Source organism: Aquisphaera insulae, assembly GCF_011064615.1.
Classification (GTDB): domain Bacteria; phylum Planctomycetota; class Planctomycetia; order Isosphaerales; family Isosphaeraceae; genus Aquisphaera; species Aquisphaera insulae.
Window position 1 is genome coordinate 17,697 of sequence record NZ_JAALJH010000038.1, and the last position, 17,647, is coordinate 35,343.

At 68.4% G+C, this 17,647-nt stretch carries 18 protein-coding genes; 8 read left to right on the forward strand and 10 right to left on the reverse strand.

The features are described 5' to 3' along the window. Positions 1–15: 15 nt before the first annotated feature. The gene (locus G6O54_RS19575; protein WP_165227351.1) at positions 16–1,269 is read right to left on the reverse strand and encodes a tetratricopeptide repeat protein; all 1,254 of its coding nucleotides are present in this window, start codon (positions 1,267–1,269) and stop codon (positions 16–18) included. A 3-nt stretch (positions 1,270–1,272) separates the two neighbouring features. Continuing rightward, the gene (locus G6O54_RS19580) at positions 1,273–1,683 is read right to left on the reverse strand and encodes a hypothetical protein (protein ID WP_165227352.1); all 411 of its coding nucleotides are present in this window, start codon (positions 1,681–1,683) and stop codon (positions 1,273–1,275) included. 445 nt (positions 1,684–2,128) lie between these two features. Between G6O54_RS19580 and G6O54_RS19585 the strand changes: the two genes are divergently transcribed. After that, positions 2,129–3,196, forward strand: coding sequence for a class I fructose-bisphosphate aldolase (locus tag G6O54_RS19585; protein WP_165227353.1), 1,068 nt, complete (start codon positions 2,129–2,131; stop codon positions 3,194–3,196). 388 nt (positions 3,197–3,584) lie between these two features. Here the strand turns inward: G6O54_RS19585 and G6O54_RS19590 are convergent, their stop codons facing one another. Genes G6O54_RS19590 through G6O54_RS19600 form a run of 3 tightly spaced genes read right to left on the reverse strand, consistent with a single transcriptional unit; the run spans position 3,585 to position 5,434 of the window. Further along, a complete protein-coding gene (locus G6O54_RS19590) occupies positions 3,585–4,100 on the reverse strand; it encodes a hypothetical protein (RefSeq protein ID WP_165227354.1) in 516 nt (171 codons plus the stop codon). 7 nt (positions 4,101–4,107) lie between these two features. Beyond that, positions 4,108–4,788 carry a cupin domain-containing protein gene (locus G6O54_RS19595; protein ID WP_165227355.1) on the reverse strand — a complete coding sequence of 227 codons (681 nt, stop codon included), beginning with the start codon at positions 4,786–4,788 and terminating at the stop codon, positions 4,108–4,110. Positions 4,789–4,804: 16 nt separating this feature from the next. After that, positions 4,805–5,434: an RNA polymerase sigma factor gene (locus tag G6O54_RS19600; RefSeq protein WP_250846986.1), complete on the reverse strand. Its 630-nt coding sequence runs from the start codon at positions 5,432–5,434 to the stop codon at positions 4,805–4,807. Positions 5,435–5,913: 479 nt separating this feature from the next. On the opposite strand from G6O54_RS19600, the gene G6O54_RS19605 reads away from it, so the two are divergent. Next, positions 5,914–6,576, forward strand: coding sequence for a hypothetical protein (locus G6O54_RS19605; RefSeq protein ID WP_165227357.1), 663 nt, complete (start codon positions 5,914–5,916; stop codon positions 6,574–6,576). A gap of 322 nt (positions 6,577–6,898) precedes the next feature. Next, the gene (locus G6O54_RS19610) at positions 6,899–8,284 is read left to right on the forward strand and encodes a hypothetical protein (protein WP_165227358.1); all 1,386 of its coding nucleotides are present in this window, start codon (positions 6,899–6,901) and stop codon (positions 8,282–8,284) included. Positions 8,285–8,411: 127 nt separating this feature from the next. On the opposite strand, the gene G6O54_RS19615 is transcribed toward G6O54_RS19610, so the two are convergent. From G6O54_RS19615 to G6O54_RS19630, 4 genes are all read right to left on the reverse strand, one after another. After that, the gene (locus tag G6O54_RS19615; RefSeq protein ID WP_165227359.1) at positions 8,412–9,377 is read right to left on the reverse strand and encodes a glycoside hydrolase family 17 protein; all 966 of its coding nucleotides are present in this window, start codon (positions 9,375–9,377) and stop codon (positions 8,412–8,414) included. A gap of 17 nt (positions 9,378–9,394) precedes the next feature. Beyond that, the gene (locus G6O54_RS19620; RefSeq protein WP_165227360.1) at positions 9,395–9,955 is read right to left on the reverse strand and encodes a BMC domain-containing protein; all 561 of its coding nucleotides are present in this window, start codon (positions 9,953–9,955) and stop codon (positions 9,395–9,397) included. A gap of 31 nt (positions 9,956–9,986) precedes the next feature. Then, positions 9,987–11,327 carry a 4Fe-4S dicluster domain-containing protein gene (locus G6O54_RS19625; protein ID WP_165227361.1) on the reverse strand — a complete coding sequence of 447 codons (1,341 nt, stop codon included), beginning with the start codon at positions 11,325–11,327 and terminating at the stop codon, positions 9,987–9,989. 136 nt (positions 11,328–11,463) lie between these two features. Continuing rightward, a complete protein-coding gene (locus G6O54_RS19630; RefSeq protein WP_165227362.1) occupies positions 11,464–11,949 on the reverse strand; it encodes a DinB family protein in 486 nt (161 codons plus the stop codon). Positions 11,950–12,102: 153 nt separating this feature from the next. Between G6O54_RS19630 and G6O54_RS19635 the strand changes: the two genes are divergently transcribed. Both G6O54_RS19635 and G6O54_RS19640 read left to right on the forward strand, forming a co-directional pair. Beyond that, positions 12,103–12,987, forward strand: a complete 885-nt coding sequence (locus G6O54_RS19635; RefSeq protein WP_165227363.1) for a hypothetical protein — start codon at positions 12,103–12,105, stop codon at positions 12,985–12,987. A 104-nt stretch (positions 12,988–13,091) separates the two neighbouring features. Continuing rightward, positions 13,092–13,361 carry a hypothetical protein gene (locus G6O54_RS19640; protein ID WP_165227364.1) on the forward strand — a complete coding sequence of 90 codons (270 nt, stop codon included), beginning with the start codon at positions 13,092–13,094 and terminating at the stop codon, positions 13,359–13,361. A 10-nt stretch (positions 13,362–13,371) separates the two neighbouring features. Here G6O54_RS19640 and G6O54_RS19645 read toward each other — a convergent pair whose 3' ends face one another. Next, entirely contained in the window at positions 13,372–14,283 is a 912-nt protein-coding gene (locus G6O54_RS19645) for a hypothetical protein (RefSeq protein WP_165227365.1), read from the reverse strand. Positions 14,284–14,508: 225 nt separating this feature from the next. Here G6O54_RS19645 and G6O54_RS19650 point away from each other — a divergent pair, with 225 nt between their 5' ends. From G6O54_RS19650 to G6O54_RS19660, 3 genes are all read left to right on the forward strand, one after another. Further along, positions 14,509–15,630, forward strand: coding sequence for a glycoside hydrolase family 172 protein (locus G6O54_RS19650; protein ID WP_165227366.1), 1,122 nt, complete (start codon positions 14,509–14,511; stop codon positions 15,628–15,630). Between the two features lie 181 nt (positions 15,631–15,811). Next, positions 15,812–16,351, forward strand: coding sequence for a hypoxanthine phosphoribosyltransferase (hpt, locus tag G6O54_RS19655; protein ID WP_250846987.1), 540 nt, complete (start codon positions 15,812–15,814; stop codon positions 16,349–16,351). Between the two features lie 32 nt (positions 16,352–16,383). Beyond that, on the forward strand, positions 16,384–17,640 hold the full coding sequence (locus G6O54_RS19660) for a glycosyltransferase (RefSeq protein WP_165227368.1): 1,257 nt from the start codon (positions 16,384–16,386) through the stop codon (positions 17,638–17,640). The last annotated feature ends 7 nt before the right edge of the window (positions 17,641–17,647 follow it).

The following is a 17,647-nucleotide window of genomic DNA, read 5'->3' on the forward strand; positions in this document are numbered from 1 at the left end:
CGTCACCGACAGCCTTCAGGCCGCCGGACGCATTCTTCGTTCTCCGATGATCCGCATGTCGACTTCGGAGCCCTTCTCCCATCCGAGGTCGCGCGAACTCTGACTCTCGAGAAATACGCGGAAGTTCTTCGCAATCCGATCGTTGCCCGGGGCCAGTTCCTGGGCGGCGCGGAAAGCGGACTTGACCACCTGGGGCGGGTAGCCCAACGAGGCCTGGCTGATGGCCATCCATTCCACCAGGTTCGCTTGCAGGTCATTCGGTGCTGACAGTCGGAGGGCTCGATTACAGAAGTCATAGCAGTCGCTGAATCGATTGTCTAGCAAGGCATGATGGGCCAGGTAAAGATACGGCCACACGAGACGAGATCCACCCTGGACCGCATATTCGAAATCCCTAATGGACCTATCCGTTTCGCGCCCATAGAGCAGGACTCCGCGGGCCAAGAGGAGAGCCTCGTTGGTCGGGAATTCCTCCAGGCCACGGTCGTAATAGATACGCGCCCGATGAGTAACGCCCAGTCGCTCGTAACAGAGTCCGGTGAGCCCGAAAGCCGTCGCAAGAGGTGAGGGTTGGCGACTGTCTTCGCCTGAAATCTCCAGGCGATCGATGACCTCCTGGCAAATCGGGATCAGCGTCTCGAGGACAGGCCGGGCTTCCTGTTCCGGTTGATCGCGAGTGGATTGGAAAAGGATATCAGCGGCCTTAAGCACGACTCGAGGAAAATGACCTGCCGGGGCCGCCACTATCTGCTGCGCCCGCTCCCTCGCGGTTTCCGCGTCCGCCAGGGAGAGGAAGTGCAACGCTTGGTAGGAATAATTCGCATTGTTTGGTGCTAACTCAGCGGCATGCTGTAAGAATTCGACCGCGATACGATATTCTCCAGCTCCCCCCCAGATCGATCCTCTCACATACGAGAGCATTTCCGGACTGATGTACGCGGCGCGATCGCGAAGTAGATCCAGCGCCCGGCGAAATTCCCTTCGATCCCTGGCCTCCAGTGCAGACCTGAGGTCGTCCTTGACTTCACCCGTCTGTGGCAGGACGGGCTCGATCGACGATGCGGTGAGCGTGTAGAAGTCCGCCGAGATGGCGTTAACGCAGGTGATCTCATCGAGTGAGAGTCGACTGCCAGGCTCATCCATCCGATCGCGTAATGCCTCGCCTTCGGGCGTTTCATCCGCTTCTAGGCGGATCAACTCGTGAAGCTCGGACAGGAGCCGCACGTATTCGAGGAAATCGGGATTGTCGAAGAAGAGCTTGTCACTCATGACTCACGTCTCGTCCGGCCGCCACTGCGTCCTCGTTGCGGCCAGTGCAGCCTGGAAATCCTCAATGTGGCCCGATCGGGACGGCGCGACGTTCGCAGCGTGGATATCGTGGCTCTTGATGATAACGACGAGATCATCGTTCAAGGCACCTTCGACGAAAGCTCCGGAACCTAGCCTGTAGCAGGTAAGGGCGTTCGAACCAGTGGCGCCGGGGATCCTCGCAACGAGCCGCTTGGGTATCAGATGGCCGAGGAGATACTTCCAGTGTTCGGCCACCGACATGCCCTTGCCGTTGGTGATGACATGGCCATTGTCGTCGAGGTCGACATCTGCGTTCCGGTCGGGCGGGAGCCGAATCTCGAGTTCCTTCGAATTCGACCCGACGATGGGTAAGCCGTCCTCTGCCCGTTTCATTGGGCGATAAATCGTAGGCATACAAAAGGTTCCATCCAGCGATCCTGAGCTGGTTACCCCCAAGGGAGTCACATTCAATTCTACGGATCCAAGACTCATACGAACAGTCGGAGCCTCGGGACTCGTCTCGGCGAGCATTCGCCTGCCCCCGCAGCATTGCGGACCGCCCCGCCGGGGTTTATGATGGGTCCTGATCCGATCGTCAGCGAGTGGGCGAAGGTATGCGATCACCGGGTCGGATCGGGATGCCCCGGCTCCCCGAGCGGGCATCTCCTGAAAGAAGGCCGGAGGCCGATCGCCCTGGAAGGGCACGGCCCGGGCCGCGATAGAGCCAGGCCTTCGTGAACGATCGCACCCACTCAGGACGCGGGCCGGTCGACGGCCGCCGCATCGGCGGGGGACTCGTCGGCGACCCTTACGATCTGGACCCAAAGAGAGCCCTATCATGGCGACGAATCTTGGCGAATTGCTCGGCGCGGAGTCGGAGAGCCTCCTGAAACATGTGTGCAAGACGATCCCGAAGGAGTCGCTGCATCTCCCCGGCCCCGACTTCGTGGATCGGATCTTCCTCCAGAGCGACCGGAACCCCCGGGTGCTGGTGAACCTCCAGCGGCTCTTCGGCACGGGCCGGCTGGCCAACACCGGTTATCTGTCCATCCTCCCCGTCGACCAGGGCATCGAGCACTCCGGCGGCGCCAGCTTCGCCAAGAACCCGGCCTACTTCGACCCGGAGAACATCGTCAAGCTCGCCATCGAGGGGGGCTGCAACGCGGTGGCCAGCACCTATGGCGTGCTCGGCGCCGTCTCCCGCAAGTACGCCCCCAAGATCCCGTTCCTGGTCAAGATCAACCATAACGAGCTGCTGACCTACCCCAACCAGGCCAACCAGATCCTCTTCGGCACCATCAAGGAAGCCGCGGACATGGGCGCGGCGGCCGTCGGCGCGACCATCTACTTCGGCTCCGAGCACAGCGGCCGCCAGATCGTCGAGGTCGCCGAGGCCTTCGCCTGCGCCCACGAGCACGGGCTCGCCACCGTCCTCTGGTGCTACCTCCGCAATAATGCCTTCAAGAAGGACGGCGTGGACTACCACGTCGCCGCCGACCTCACCGGCCAGGCCAACCACCTGGGCGTCACCATCCAGGCCGACATCATCAAGCAGAAGCTGCCGGAGAACAACGGCGGCTTCAAGGCCCTGAACATGGGCGGCTCCAGCTACGGCAAGCTCGACGAGCGGATGTACACGGAGCTCTCCACCGACAACCCGATCGACCTCTGCCGCTACCAGGTCGCCAACTGCTACATGGGCCGCGCGGGCCTCATCAACTCCGGCGGCGCCAGCGGCAAGAACGACTTCGGCGAGGCCGTCAAGACCGCCGTCATCAACAAGCGGGCCGGCGGCATGGGCCTGATCTCCGGCCGCAAGGCCTTCCAGCGCCCCATGGCCGAGGGCGCCAAGCTCCTCCACGCCATCCAGGACGTCTACCTGGACAACTCCATCACCATCGCCTGAGCCTCTGTCCCACAAGCTCCACCTGCCCCCCCTTCGGCAAAGGGGGGCAGCGAAATCCCGGCTCTCCCCCCATCAGGGGGGAGTCGGAGGGAGTTCCGTGGCCACGCCGCGGGACTCCTCGACCTCGCGCCGCGACCCGTCTGAACCGGGCCGTCGCGGCGCGGGCCGGCTGCCGTCTTGCCTCTCCCCGAGCCGGTCCCCGGGCCCCCTCGTTTTTCCATCAAGCGGGGCGATCCGGTCTGCCGATAAAACTGTTGTCGGTCGGAGGACCGAACCGGTCAGGGATGACCGCGTATGCAGGCCCCGCAAACGGTCGCGCCCACGGACGGGCAGGCGGCGCGCGGGCCACGGGGCCAGGGACGGCCCTTTGCTTTCTCCTCCCGCCCGCTCAGGACGGCCGGACGCCCACACCGATCAGCACGCGCTTGCCATCGTCGAGCGTCCGTTCATAGAAGAAGAGCTGATTCACGGGCGACCGGATCTCCTTCGAGAATTCCACGACCTTGCCCCGGCTGAATTCGCACCGTAACCGGATCTTGCCCGTCTCCTCGACCGCATCCTTCAGGGTCGTGCGAGCGGTGTAATCGCGGCCGACGTCGCAGGTGATCGACTCCCCGACCTTGAGCCGCTTGCTCTCCACCTCGATCAGGCGAAAGCCGTGATCCGGCATGGCCTTGCGGAGCTGAGTTCGAACACTTCCGAGCCGCGTGTCCATCTCCTTCGTCCCGGGCGTGGCCAGGATCGCCAGCACGGTCACCTGCCTGGCCCCATCTCCGCCGGCCTGCTCCTGGGCGAGGGCGAGGGCCGTGGTCGGGATGCCCGCGAGCGGCCCCGCGGCCACGACCACGATCAGGCCGCATACGGCCGAGAGCTTTGCCAGGGCGCTGGAATTCGGGCGCGGCATCGAGGGCTCACTCCGACATGACCACCACGGACCTGGAATCTTCGATGCGATTCAGGAAGTAGAACCAGGGATCCTCGTCATTGAGCGGATCGAACGACATCATGTCGACGACCCTCGGCTCCCGGTCGTCGGTCCAGATCAGGGCGACCTGCCCCTCCTCGATCTCGATCGGCGGATCGATGGAAGGCGATACCCCATTCGTCCCGGCCGACGAGGCGATCGCCGGTGCATCACTCGTCCGCGACGCGGCTTGCCACTCATGGACGAACGCCACCAGGAGCGCCGCCGCCACCGCAAGGATCGCCGCGCCGGCCATCATCCACCGGGGCCGACGCGCGGAGGCACCGGCGGACGTCGCGGGAGCGAGCCGCAGTCGGGAAGGCCGCGTCGTTTCCGCCATCGCGGGAGCATCGAGCCGGGCGTCGATCGCGGACCAGACGCGGCCCCACGCGTCGCCATCGGGCCGATCAGGGGCCGTGGCCCCCCAGAGCCGATCGAGCTTCGCGGCCTCGTCGGCCCGGCGGGCACAGGCCGGGCAGGATGCGAGGTGTTGCGCCACCGCCGGCTGGTTGGCCGCGGGGCCGGGACTGCTCAGGGAATGGATCACGTCATGGCATCGCATCGTTTCGATCATCCTCTCCGGGCCGCCGGGCGTCCCCGGCTCGGCATCGGCATGGTTCCTCGGCATCCGGCGGATCCGGCGATCAATCCGGATCGTGTTCGTGGCTCGATCGAGGGTCGTGCAGTCGTGCTTGAAAATGACCCGGTTCGTCGAGGCCCTTCAGCTTGTCCCAGTCGAGGGACTGCTGGAGCTTGGTCCGGGCGGCGTTGATCCGGCTCATCACGGTCCCGATCGCGATCCCCTGGGTCTCGGCGATGTCCTTGTAACTCATCCCGAGCTCGGCGAACAGGATGAACGTGGTGCGGATCTTGGGGCTGAGGGCATTGAGGGCCGCGTCGAGCGCCCGCCGGAGATCTTGCCGATGCAAGCCCCGGGCCGGATCCTCGTACTCGGCCGGCTCCGGCAGCCCCGTCTTGCCGTCGCCGAGCGACAGGCCGGGCCGTCGCTTCCGCTTCCGCCCGAGGTCCAGGGCCGCATTGGCGGCGATCCTCAGGAACCAGTACCGGAACCCGCTCCTCCCGTCGAAATCCCCGAGCGCCAGGAACGCCTTGATGAACGCATCCTGGACCGCGTCCAGGGCGTCCTGCTCGTTCCCCAGCAGCCGGTACGCCACCCGATAGGCGTCCATCCGAAACCGCTGGAAGAGTTCCTCACAGGCCGAGCGATCGCGCCCCCGCGCACGCTCGACCAGGATCTCATCGGGCGTCTGCACGCTGGGAGGAGCCTCTACCATACGTTCACCTAACCCCTCAGACGACCGCTACCGGGACCTTATTCGATTCCCGGGCCGTCTTGCTTGCCGTTCACTGCATCTTCCCCCTCGTTCATTCCTTCCATCCTTACCTTCGTTTTCCAGGTTCTCTGCCCTCACTGTGCCTTCGCGGCTGGCCCTCCCCTTCGGCCATCTTGGATTCGAGCTTGACCGTTTCCTGGCCTGGATGCAGAATGCGGCCCTCAAGTCCCTGAGGCCCCCGCCGAGACGCCACCTCACGATGTCCTGAGCCTTCGGCTTGACTTGGGTGAGAACCATCCCGGAAGCAACCAACCGCGTTCAGGCCGAATGACTGTCGGCCTGCGGTGCGGGCCGCGTCCGGGAAAGCGAGCTGACGCGACGAGGCAGCTAGGGCCCCTCGAAAAGAGATCGACGGGCTCGATGCAGATGATTGGCAGAGTTCAAGGAGGATCCTTGCCGTGACGCTTCGATGTCCATCCCCCATGGCCCTGGCGGGGACGCTGTTGACGCTGAGCTGCGGCCTCCTCGCGCCGACCGTCGCGAGCGCCGACTCGGTCAACCCCAACGCATCCTCATCCACCACGGCCACCTACCGCCTGATCAGCACGACCACCCTCCCCGCGCCCGCCGCGGACATCCAGGGCCCGCAGGTCGTCGCCATGGTCCTCCCGCCCGGGAGCATCGTCCCGCCGAAGAACGCCGACGGCACCGAGGGGAGCCCCCTGACCATCCTCCCCGACTCCACCGGCTTCGACCAGAACCAGCTCGTCGTCGCCCTCAAGGACGCGACCGCGGCCGACGGCACCCCCGAGCAGCTCTTCGGCCTGGTCTTCTTCGGCAAGGGCCTGGATCCCGGCGGCGTCCTCCATTTCAGCCTGAGCATCGCCAATGCCCTGGCCAGCAATCCCCCGGTCCTCCAGTCCATGACCCCGGGGATCATCATCACCGGCGATACCAGCAACGGCAACGGCAATGGCAACGGAGGCGGCTCGGGCTCGGGCTCGGGCGGCGGCACCAGCGGCGGCGACGGCACGAACGTCCCCGAGCCGCTGTCCATGGCGCTCTGGTCCTCCGTGCTGGTCGGGATCGCCGCGAGAAGGCGGCTCCAGCCCCGCCGCTGACCGGACGGGCGGACTCACCGCCTCCCGCCGACCTCAACCCTCGCCGCGCCCGCAAAGAAAGCACGCCGGGCGCGGCGAGATCGACCCTGACCGCCCTCCGTACCGCCTCACTCACCTCAGCGTCCCCGCTCGACGTGCCAAAGAAGCGACTCCCTGTCGCGCGAACGGCACCAAATCCCCTTCCGCCGGATCACCCAAACGAGACTGCGTGGGCGATATTGAATTCCCCACCACTTCATGAAATGATCGAACGGAGTCAGATCGCCAGGTCCGTCCCCTCGAGGGTCGCCCCCTCCCGTCCTCCGAACCGGGGAAGATCACCATGAGCGAATCTCCGACGCATTTCGTCGCGGTCTGCCCCAGTTGTCTCGCCAACCTTCGGATCCGCAGCGTCTACCACGGCACCCACGTGCGGTGCAAGCAGTGCCAGTTCAAGTTCCAGGCCATCGCGGCCGGCGATGTCGACGCGCCGTCGGCGCCATGGCCGGACGAGAGCCGTGACGACTACATGGTCGTCTCCTGCCCGGCCTGCGCCACGGCGTTGGAGGTCCGCCGCGGCCATTCCGGCCGCCACGTCCGTTGCAGCCATTGCCGGGAGAAGTTCCTCGTCGAGGACGTCGCGCACACGCCCGGCTCCTGGCCGCTGGAGGCGAACGGGGGAGATCCGCTGGACCGACTCTACAGCATCCTCAGCCCCGCCGACGATCCGCCCCCGGCGTTTGCCCCGCCGCCGGAGGGTGTCCGGTCGGATGGCTCGCCGCCCCAGCCCGCGGAGGAGCTGGCGGCGCTTCAGACGGAGCGGACGGCGCTGCTCGCCGACCTCGCCCGTCGCGACGAGGACCTTGCGCGGCTCCAGTCGGATCGCGACGAGGCGGAGGCTCGTTCGAGGCGATCGGGCGAGGAGTCCGCCGGCCTCCGGGCGCGGATCCTCGAGCTCGAGACCGAGGCCCAGGGGCTGCGAGCGCTCCTGGACGAGCACGAGTCCCGGGCCGCCGAGCACGACGAGCTCGCCGCCGACCACGCGACCCTCGGGCGCGAGCTCGACGCCGCCCGACTCCAGGTCGACGAGCTGGCCGGCAAGTCCGCCCGCGCCGAGGCGGAGCTGACGGCCGCCCGCGCCGAGGCCGCGAGGATGGAGTCTCTACTTGGGGATCTGCACGCACGGCTTGAGTCCGCGGACCGGGAGCGTTCGCGGCTCGAGGCGACGGCCCGCGATCGCGACGAGGACCTGCGAGCGGCCCGCGAGCAGGCCGAGCAGTTCGCCGAGGATCTCCGAACCCACGCCGAGCAGCTCGCCGCCGCCCGCTCGGGGCGAGCACGCCTGGAGGACGAGGTCGAGACCGCGAGGTCGAACCTCGAGGCCGCGGTGAACTCGCACACCGCGGCGCTGGCCCTGGCGATGGACGAGGCGCAGGCCCGCCACGCCCGGGGGCTCGCCGCCGCGATCGCCGAGGTCCGAGCCCATCTCACCGACGAGTTCCAGGCGGCCCTCGCCGCCGAGCGGGCCGCCCTGGAATCGAAGCGCGACGAGGCCGCTCGGCTCGAGGCCCGGCTCCTCGAATCGGCCCGCGTCCGGGCCAACCTGGAGTCCGATCTCGAGGCCGCCCAGGCGGAGCTCGACGCCCTCCGCCGCCAGCTCAGCGAGCACCAGTCGACCTCGCGCTCCATGTCGTCGATGCTCGAGGGCATGGGCATTCGACTGCACTGAACAGGCCGGCTCCGACCTGGAATCGAGGCCCTACGGAGCCACTCAAAGTCGTCGAGGACCTGGCCCGACGTGACCTGCCGCCGATTCTCGGACGGGGCTCAGGCCTTCCTCGCGAGGCCGTCATCGCTCACCGCCCGCTCCCTGGCTTCCACACCCCGAACGCCGGATACGGCCTGCGGCGGGCGGAAAGTAGCCCCCAGGACTGCTCGATCACCAGGCCGGACGCCTCGCTCTTCCAGGGGAGGTCGAACGACTCGAAGGCGACGCCGTGAAAGACGCGGGCGGTGGGGCTCGACGCGGCGGGAGGCCGGGCGACGCGGCCGGGGGCGAGGTACGCGGCCCAGAAGGCCGCCTGGGTTTCGGGCGTGAAGCCTTCCCGGCCGGCGTGGGGGAAGCCGGTCTCCTTGACGATCACCGGCTTGCCGGAGCGAGCGGCGAGCGAGATGGCCTCGCCGCGGACCCAGGCCGCCGCCTCGGCCGGGCCGAGCTCCTTGCGGTCGAAGGCCGGGTGGACGTTGGGCGCCAGGAAGTCGCCGTAGGAGGTCAGCTTCCACTCGCCCTTCGCGTAGGCGCCCAGCGGCTCGCTCGTCCCGATCGGGACGGCGCCCGGCAGCGTCTTCCGCAATCGTCGGGCGGCCAGGGCCAGGTCGTCAGGCTCGTAGCGGCCGAACGTCAGGCCCTCATTACCCACGATCACGCCCAGGGCCAGGTCCTTCTCGTAGAGGCGGGCGAGCTCCGCCACGCCGTCGAGCTCGGCCGCCGACTTCGGATCCCAGATCGCCAGCAGCACGGCACGGAACTTCAGCTCGACGGCCAGGCCGACGATCCGGGGCGTGCAACCCTCGTTGTAGCCATAAAGGACAAGGCCGTCGAAGGCCGGCCGGAGCGCCTCGAGGTCCGCCCGGATCGAGCTGGTCGCCAGCTTCTTCTGATTGGCCTCCTGCCGCGGGTCGAGCTCCGAGGGCGTGTAGCCGACCATCGAGGCCGCGGGCGTGCCGCCGAGGTAGGCGTAGAGCGGAGGCTCATCGGCGGCCGTGCGCGAGGACAGGGCCACCAGGAGGATCGGCAGCACCAATGCGACTCGACAACGCATGCTCATTGCCATCCTCGTTAGAGATATTCCTGGAACAGTTCCGGCCTCGGCCGGGGGATGACGACGCGGGAGACGAGGAGGCCGCGGTCGCGGACGGGCTTGATGCCGGCCTCGACGCCGGCGCGGACGTCGGCCACGCCGCCGGTCATCATCAGGAGCCCCTTGCCGCCCAGGGCCATCGCGACGTGGATCCGGAAGATCGTGACGTTCGCCGCCTTGGCCGCGGCGTCCGCGGCGGCCAGCACGCTCGTGCCGCTGAACGTCTCGATCACCCCGAGCGCGCCGATCTCCTCCGGGCGCAGCACCACCGACTGGCCGAGCGCGGGGAAGATGGACTCGTGGGCGTTGGCGATCACCATGTGATCGATGACCGCCTCGTCCGCCTTGTTCAGCCCGGCCCGGATCGCCGCCTGGACGTCGCTGACCGAGCCGCCGACGACCACGAGGTATTTCCCGGAGCAGATCGTCCTCGCGATCAGCAGCTCCACCGAGGCCGACTTGAGCATCTCGTCCTGGGCCTCGATCCCCAGGCCGATGCACGAGAACTCCGCGGCGCCGATCGAACGATGTGCTGACATGATTTTCGCCCCCGATCCGAGCTGAGAAGGTTCACGCCCGGGCCTCGATCCAGACCACGCCGTCGCGGACCTCCGCGACGCGGCCGTCGATCGAGGCGTGCACCGGCACGCCGAGCGCGGGTCTGCCGTCGCGCATCGGCGGCCGGCCGACGACGTCGCCGCGGGCCACCGGGTCACCCGGCCCGACCGAGGGGAGGCAGGGCTCGCCGATGTGCTGCTTGAGCGGGATGCCCACCCGGCTCGCCGCCAGCGTGCCGGCGCGGAGCGGGCCGACGTTCCGGAAGCCGGCCAGGCCGAGCTTCCGGATCAGGCGGGCCATCGGGGCCTTGCGGTTCTCCAGGTGCAGCTCGGCTCGCCTCGGGTTGAACGGCGGATCCTCCCAGCGGCGCTTCTCGGCCCCGAGCCGCCGCTTGTTCTGGACGCAGACGTTCCGCGGATCCAGCTCCTCCGGGCAGGAATAGAGGCTGCAGAGGTTGCACTCGCAGCAGAACGACGTGCCGATCACGTTGGCCTCGCCGACCAGGTTGAAGCCCAGGCTCCGCATCGCCTTGTGAGGCTCGATCGGGTGGCCGAGCAGCCACCGCGGGCAGAGCTCCGTGCAGAAGCTGCACTGGTCGCACGCCGAGCGGCCGATGCGGGCGATCTGCGTCCAGTCCTGGCGGCGACGGCGGACGACCACGTGATCCTCGGGGAGGACGACGACGCCCCCGGTGGTGCGGTCGACCAGGGCGTCATGATTGTCTTCCAGGCGCCCCATCATCACGCCGCCGACCACGTAGCAGGCATCCCGGACGGTGGGCCCGCCGGCCGCGGCCACGCACTGCGCCAGGGTTACGCCGACGGGCACGCGGAGCGTCACCGGCTCGGCCACGGCGCCCGCGATCGTCAGGAACTTCTCCACGACCGGCGTCTCGGCGGACCTCGCCACGTTGAGCGCGGTCTCCACGTTCATGACCACGGCGCCGACGTGGAGCGGGATGCCCCCCGGGGGGATCACGCGGCGGAGCACGTCATACACCAGGATGAACTCGTCCCCGGCCGGGTAGGCGTCGCGGAGCGGCGCGATCCGGACGCCGCCGGGGAGCCGCGGCTCCAGGTCCTCGATCAGGTCGTGATACTTCTCCTTGATGCCGATCCAGCCGGCCGACGCCCCGACCAGCCGCATCGCGGAGCACAGCCCGGCGAGCACGCGGTCGGGATGGGCGTGGAGGACCTCCTTGTCCTTGTGGAGCAGCGGCTCGCACTCCGCGGCGTTCAGGAGGACGGAGTCCGCCCTGCCCGCGAGCTTCACGTGGGTGGGGAAGCCGGCGCCCCCCGCGCCCACGACCCCGGCCTCGGCGATGGCGGTCAGATCGATCGTGGCGGTCGGCATGACGAATCGCCCCATCCCATCGGCGACACGGCCGGCCGGGCGAAGGCACCTCGCGGGACGAGGCGGCGCACCGGCTCGACCGGATCCGAGGGCGATTCTATCGCGCATGGGCCCCCGCCGCGACGGGGCAGGGCGGTCAGGCCGGCTCCGCCGACAATCCGAGCGCCTGGCGCTTCTCGACGAGGAACCGGACGTGGTGGGCCACATGCTCGGTCTCGAGCCCGACCATCTCTTCCAGGGTCACCAGCCCGCGCTCGTTGTGCACGCCGGCCCGCGACCAGGCCTCCTCGGGGAGCGACCTCAGGATGTCCCCCATCTGCCGCCGCATCGCCTCCATCAGCGCCAGCTCCGGCTCGAGCTTGCGGTCGTGATACCGCATGGCGGCGGTGAACCGCGTCTCGTCGTAGCCAATCAGGAGCGGCAGGTGCTCGGCGATCACCCGCTTCATCCGATGGCACCACGCCTGGTCGCTGTCCGTCAGGTGACAGACGACCTCCAGCGTGCTCCACCTCCCCGGCACGGGCCTCGCCTCGATCTGATCGCGGCTCATGTCGGCCACGAGCCGACGGACCTGGACGGGACCCGAGAGGAACGCCTCGATCTGATCGGCGTGCGCTGACATGGCGGGGCTCCTGGAGTTCGAAGACGGGGACGATGATTCGAGCGGAAAGACACCGTCGAGCTTCGCGGGTTCGCGGCGGCACGACCGATTGGACATGCCCCCGATCAGTCTACAGAATGGAGGACGTCGAAGGAGACAACTCGAGGCGAGTCGATGCACGACTACGACAAGAGCAGCAAGTGGCTGATCCAGCACCACGGCGGCGCCATCCTCCGGCTGGCCGGCGTGAGCGGCATCGTCCGATGGAAGGCCCTCCAGTCCGAGGTCGTCCAGCCCCGCGCCCTGCCCGACAGCCTCGTCGAGGCCCTGCTGGCCGGGGCGAGCGATCCCCGGCTCTTCGTCCTGGAGATGGCGACCTACCCCGAGCCGCGGGTCGTCGAGCAGGCCGTCCGCGACGCGGCGCTCGTCTACCTGGACCGCGGCGAGCTCCCCGAGGTCATCGTCGTGGTCCTCAGCCCGAAGGGCCGCTACCGGGTGCCCCGACAGGCGGAGATCCTCAGCGGCTGGGGCCGGACGATCTGGAATCTCCGCTGGCACGTCGTCGAGCTCTGGACGATCCCGGCCGAGGACCTGCTGGCGGCGCCCGAGATCGGCGCCGTCCCCTGGGCGTTGCTCGGACGGATCGACGGTCCGCCCGAGCCCTTCTTCCGCCGCTGCCGCGCGCGGATCGACCGCGAGGCGGCGGCGGCGGCGGAGCACGACAACCTGATGGCGGTCTCGCAGATCCTCGCCCGCCTGCGATATGATGACGAGGGGCTCTTCCAAATCCTGGGAGGACGACAGGCCATGCTCGAGCTACCGTTCCTGGACAAGTTCAAGGAAGAGTGGAAGCGAGAGGCCGCTCACGATGTCCTCGTCCGAGTGATCGTCAAGAACCTCGTCACGCGATTCAATTCCCGCGCGAAGGACCTCGAGCCCGAGCTGGCGGCCATTGCGGATGCCGAGCGGCTCGAGGCATTGCAGTCGCTCTCCGTGACCTGCGCCAGCCTGAAGGAGTTTCGCGGCCAGTTGCGGAACCCGGCCACGGATCATTCGTGAGTATCCCCCTGGTCGGGTGATGGCGTTCAACCGAGGTCGTTTGCCGTCCAGGAATCCCCGTCCATGATGAGGGACTTCTCCGGTTCCTGGGAGGAGAACAGGCCATGCTCGAGCTGCCGTTCCTGGACAAGTTCAAGGAAGAGTGGAAGCGAGAGGCCGCTCACAAGGCGACCCATGAGAACCAGGTCCGCAACATCGTGGATGTCCTGACGGCCCGGTTCGGCGCAAGGGCGTCCTCGCTCCGATCGAAGCTGGCCGCGATCGATGATGAGGAGACGCTGGGCCGGCTCGTGAAGGTGGCGGCTGTCTGCGAGAGCCTCAAGGACTTCCGAACCCATCTCCGTGACCAGGCCGACAAGATCGGGAAATCGTGATCGGGCACGGTCACCGGGCGGAATCCGCACCGGCATCCGCCTTCGGCTTCTTCCAGGCGACGACCTTCCAGCCCGGCTCAAGCGGCTGCTGCGACGGCCGATCGCGGATCTCGGCCGCCTCGGACGAGCGCCCCGCGACGGCCACGACCCTCAGGCCCCGGCGCCAGCCGCCCTCCCTGTGCCCCTGGACCATGAAGACGTCGTCACGCTCGACGCCGCCCTCCGAGCCGAGGTCGATCGTCACTCGCTGCGGGTCGAGCTGTGCGCTGCTGATCGTGCCGATCAACAGGTTGTCGCGCAGGTAAGCGGCCCACGGCTCCGAAAGGGTCGGCACTCCGTCGATGCGCTTCTCCTCGTCACCGAGGCGGAGGAAGAAACGGCCGCGGAGGTCGTCCCTCGGCTCGTCCCCCTCGATGACGGCCACGCAGAAATCGTCCATCCGATCGACCGGGACCAGGTAGGATCGCCCGCTCCAATCGACCGAGAAGAAGGTCCGCTCGATCCGCTTCGGGGCCGATCCCGCGGGCGACAACAGGAGGTGCTGGCCGACGCGTCGGGCCCAGCCCGAATCGCGGTCGAGGACCCCGACGCAGGCGGATCGGACCAGCGAGTATCGTCCGTCCTCCAGGATGTTCAGGTCGCCCCCGCCGCCGTGGCTTCCGCCATCGAGATAGCGGCCCGCGATCTCGCCGCAGGACTTCGGTGCGTCCGGGGCGGGCGCGGGAGGAAACCGGGGCGAAAAATCATGATCCGACCCGGGGATCAGGAGCCCGGCCAGGAATCCGACGATTCCGAAGATTGTTGCCCATTCCAGGGCCGTGAGCCTTCTCCATCGCCATCGCGGCTTCTCCGGATGAGGCGGAGGCATCTCATCTCGCTCGAGGCCGAACTTCTCGTCTGGGTTGGCTCGATGGGCGTTCACGGATCACTCCCCATGACGCGGGCCGGGCGAGGTGAGCCTCACTTTCCGCCTCGATCCCGGGTCAATTCTACGACCGGCCTCTGGGCCTGGCCAGGGTCCCCGCGCACCACCCGGGCCGGGCCTCCGGCGGTCGGGGCTGGACTCGGGCCGCGGGCCGGCGTTCAATCCTGGGGAGGGCCAAGCCGTCGAAGGGCCCGACACACCCCGCGAAAGGGACCGGTCAGGATGAATCTCACCGTCATCAGGAATCTCGTGGCGATCCTCGTCGCGGGGCTTTGCTGCCCACTCCCCACGCCCGCCTGGGGCCAGTCCGTCGCCGATCTCGACCGGATCACGGACGGGACCTCGCACAGCCACGTGAAATACCATCGCACGGCGATCCCTCGGGGGAAGGAGATCGTGCTGGCGGACCTGGAAGGCCCGGGCAAGGTGACGTACTGGTACATCACCGACGACAGCGGCGGGAAGATCGACCCGGGCCTCGTGCTGAAGGTCTACTGGGACGACGCCCCGGAGCCGAGCATCCACGTCCCGCTCGCGGACTTCTTCGGCGCCGTCGGCGGAAGGACCATCGACTACCAATCCGCTCCCATTCAGATCCAGCACCTCGCCTACATGTGCCATTTCCCGATGCCGTTCGCCCGCCGGGCGCGATTCGTGCTCGCGAACGATGGGAACGCGGACTACGACCGGGGCGTGGCCTTCGGCTTCGACTGGGAGAGCGACCCGAAGTACGCCGCCGAGAAGGGCCGCCTCCACGTCGCCTGGCGGCGGAGCAACCCGGTCCGGAACGACGCACCGTCGCTCGAGTCGGTCGTCGATGCGGACCGCGTCGGGGGCAAGAACACGTTCAACAGCCGGCATACCATCCTGGACGTGAAGGGGCACGGACACTACGTCGGCAACATCCTGCAGGTCCACTCCCTGAGCCCGCGATGGTGGGGCGAGGGCGTGACGTTCTTCCACCGGGACGGCCGGACCGAGGTCCATTCCCCCGGCACCGAGGACGAGTACGGCTCCTGCTGGGAGTTCGGCAAGACGTTCGCCTATCCCTACTGCGGCCTGCTCCTGGACGAGGGGGGCGATCACCGGATGTACCGCTGGTACGTGACCAACCCGGTCCGCTTTCGCGAGTCCCTCAAGGTCGAGATCCAGAGCATTCACGTCCCCGGCAACGCCCCCTTCCGGCCCGGGGCGGATGACTTCACCAGCGTGGCCTTCTGGTATCAGGAAGCCCCCCTCACGGCCGTCTCACTCCAGCCCTTCGCCGAGCGGACCGCCCCGAGCCGCGCCGTCGACTACGAGCCGCGCAAGGTCGGCACGGCCGCGACGGATGTACAACCCTGAATGGTCGCAAGGCCCGGAATATCGAGGGGCTCGAGAACCTGCGGGCCGTCTCGCAGATCCTGGCTCGCCTGCGATATGATGATGGGGGGCTCGTCCGCAGCAGAAGATCCCCGAACGTCCGCAAGAACCACCGCCGACGGCATGATCCATGCCCCAGGCGCGATCCCGGAGCGAATCGCCCGTGCACAACGCCGTCAAGGTCCTGATCAGCGAGGACGAGATCCGCGAGCGGGTCCACGCGCTGGGCCGGCAGATCGAGGCCGACTATCACGGCAAGCCGCTGACGATCGCGGCCGTGCTCACCGGCAGCCTGATCGTGCTGGCCGACCTCATCCGCCGGATCGGCGTGCCGCACCGGATCGCCCTGATCCAGGCGAGCAGCTACAAGGGGGCGACCACCACGGCCACGACCCTGGTCATCAACGAGTCGTTCGCCCCCGACGTCGCCGACCGAGACGTCCTGCTGCTCGACGACATCCTCGACACCGGCCAGACGCTCTCCGCCCTGATCCGCCACGTGAACGACCGCGGGGCGAGGTCCGTACGGACGGCGGTCCTGCTCCGCAAGATCGGCCGGCAGGAGGTCCCGCTCGAGCCGGACTACTGCGGCTTCACCATCCCCAACGCCTTCGTCGTCGGCTACGGCCTCGACTACGACGACGACTACCGGCACCTGCCGTACGTCGGCATCCTCGACGGGCCGGAAGCCACCCCGCATTGACATCGACATCGACTTCGACATCGACTTCGACCGTGAATGCCAACGCCAACGCCAACGCCAGCACCCCACCCACCCTCAGGCTCGCCCTGATCACGCGCCGGTATCCGCCGCTCATCGGCGGGGCGGAGAAGGTGCTCAGCTACCTGGCGGAGGCCCTGGCCCGCGAGGGGGCCGACGTCGTCGTGTTGACCGCGCGCGCGCCGGGCCTGGCGTCGCTGCCGCCCGAGGAGGAGCACGCCCTCGAGGGCCATCGCGGGGCCGGGCGGCTACGCGTGGTCCGGCTGGCCACCTCGCCGCTTCGGTTCCTGGGGACGTGGCTCTACATGCGGAACCTCGCGCGGTGGCTGGCCGAGCACCCGGTCGACCTCGCTTATGTCTCGATGCTCAAGCATGACGCCTACGTCGCCGTCGGCGAGGGCCGGCGACGCGGCTTCCCGGTCGTCGTCCGTCCCGAGGGGGCCGGCGCGACGGGGGACCTCGCCTGGCAGTCGTGGGGCCGGTTCGGGCGCCGGATCGGCGCCCGCTGCAAGCACGCCGATGCGATCGTCGCGATCTCCCGCGAGATCGACCGCGAGCTGCGGCTCGCCGGCTTCGACCCGGCGAAGATCCACCCGCTCCCCAACGGTGTCCCCATCCCCGCCGAGCCCTGGCAGAAGCGCGCCGACTGGAAGGCCGCCCCGAGGGCGGCCTATGTGGGCCGGCTCGCCCCGGAGAAGGGGCTCGACACGCTGGTCGCCGCCTGGCCGGCCGTCCGCGAGGTCCACCCGAGCGCCCGGCTGACCCTGGTCGGCGAGGGCCCGGAGCGCCCCGCCCTGGAGCGACAGGCCCGCGAGCTCGGCCTGGAGCTGGGCCCCGAGGGCGCGATCGACCTGCCCGGCGCCTCGGCCGACGTCGCCGCCGACCTGCGCCGCGCGGACCTGTTCGTCCTGCCGTCCCGCGAGGAAGGCATGAGCATCGCGCTGCTCGAGGCCATGGCCCTGGGCATCCCGCTGGTCGCCTCGTCGATCCCCGGCAATCGCCGCCTGATCGCCGACTTCAAGCACGGCCGCCTCGCGCCGCCCGACGACCCCGCCGCGCTCGCGCGGACGATCCTCGACCAGTGGGCGAACCTCGACCGCGCCTTCCACATGAGCCGCGCCGCTCGCTCACGCGCGCAGAATGAGTTCTCCATCGCCGCCGTCGCCCGCCGCCATCTCGCCCTCTTCCGCCAGCTCATCGACGGCCGGGGGCAGGGCGGGGCAGGGCCCTCGGCGGGCGCCACGGTCCCGGAAGGAAAGCCTCAGGGCTAGGAGTGGT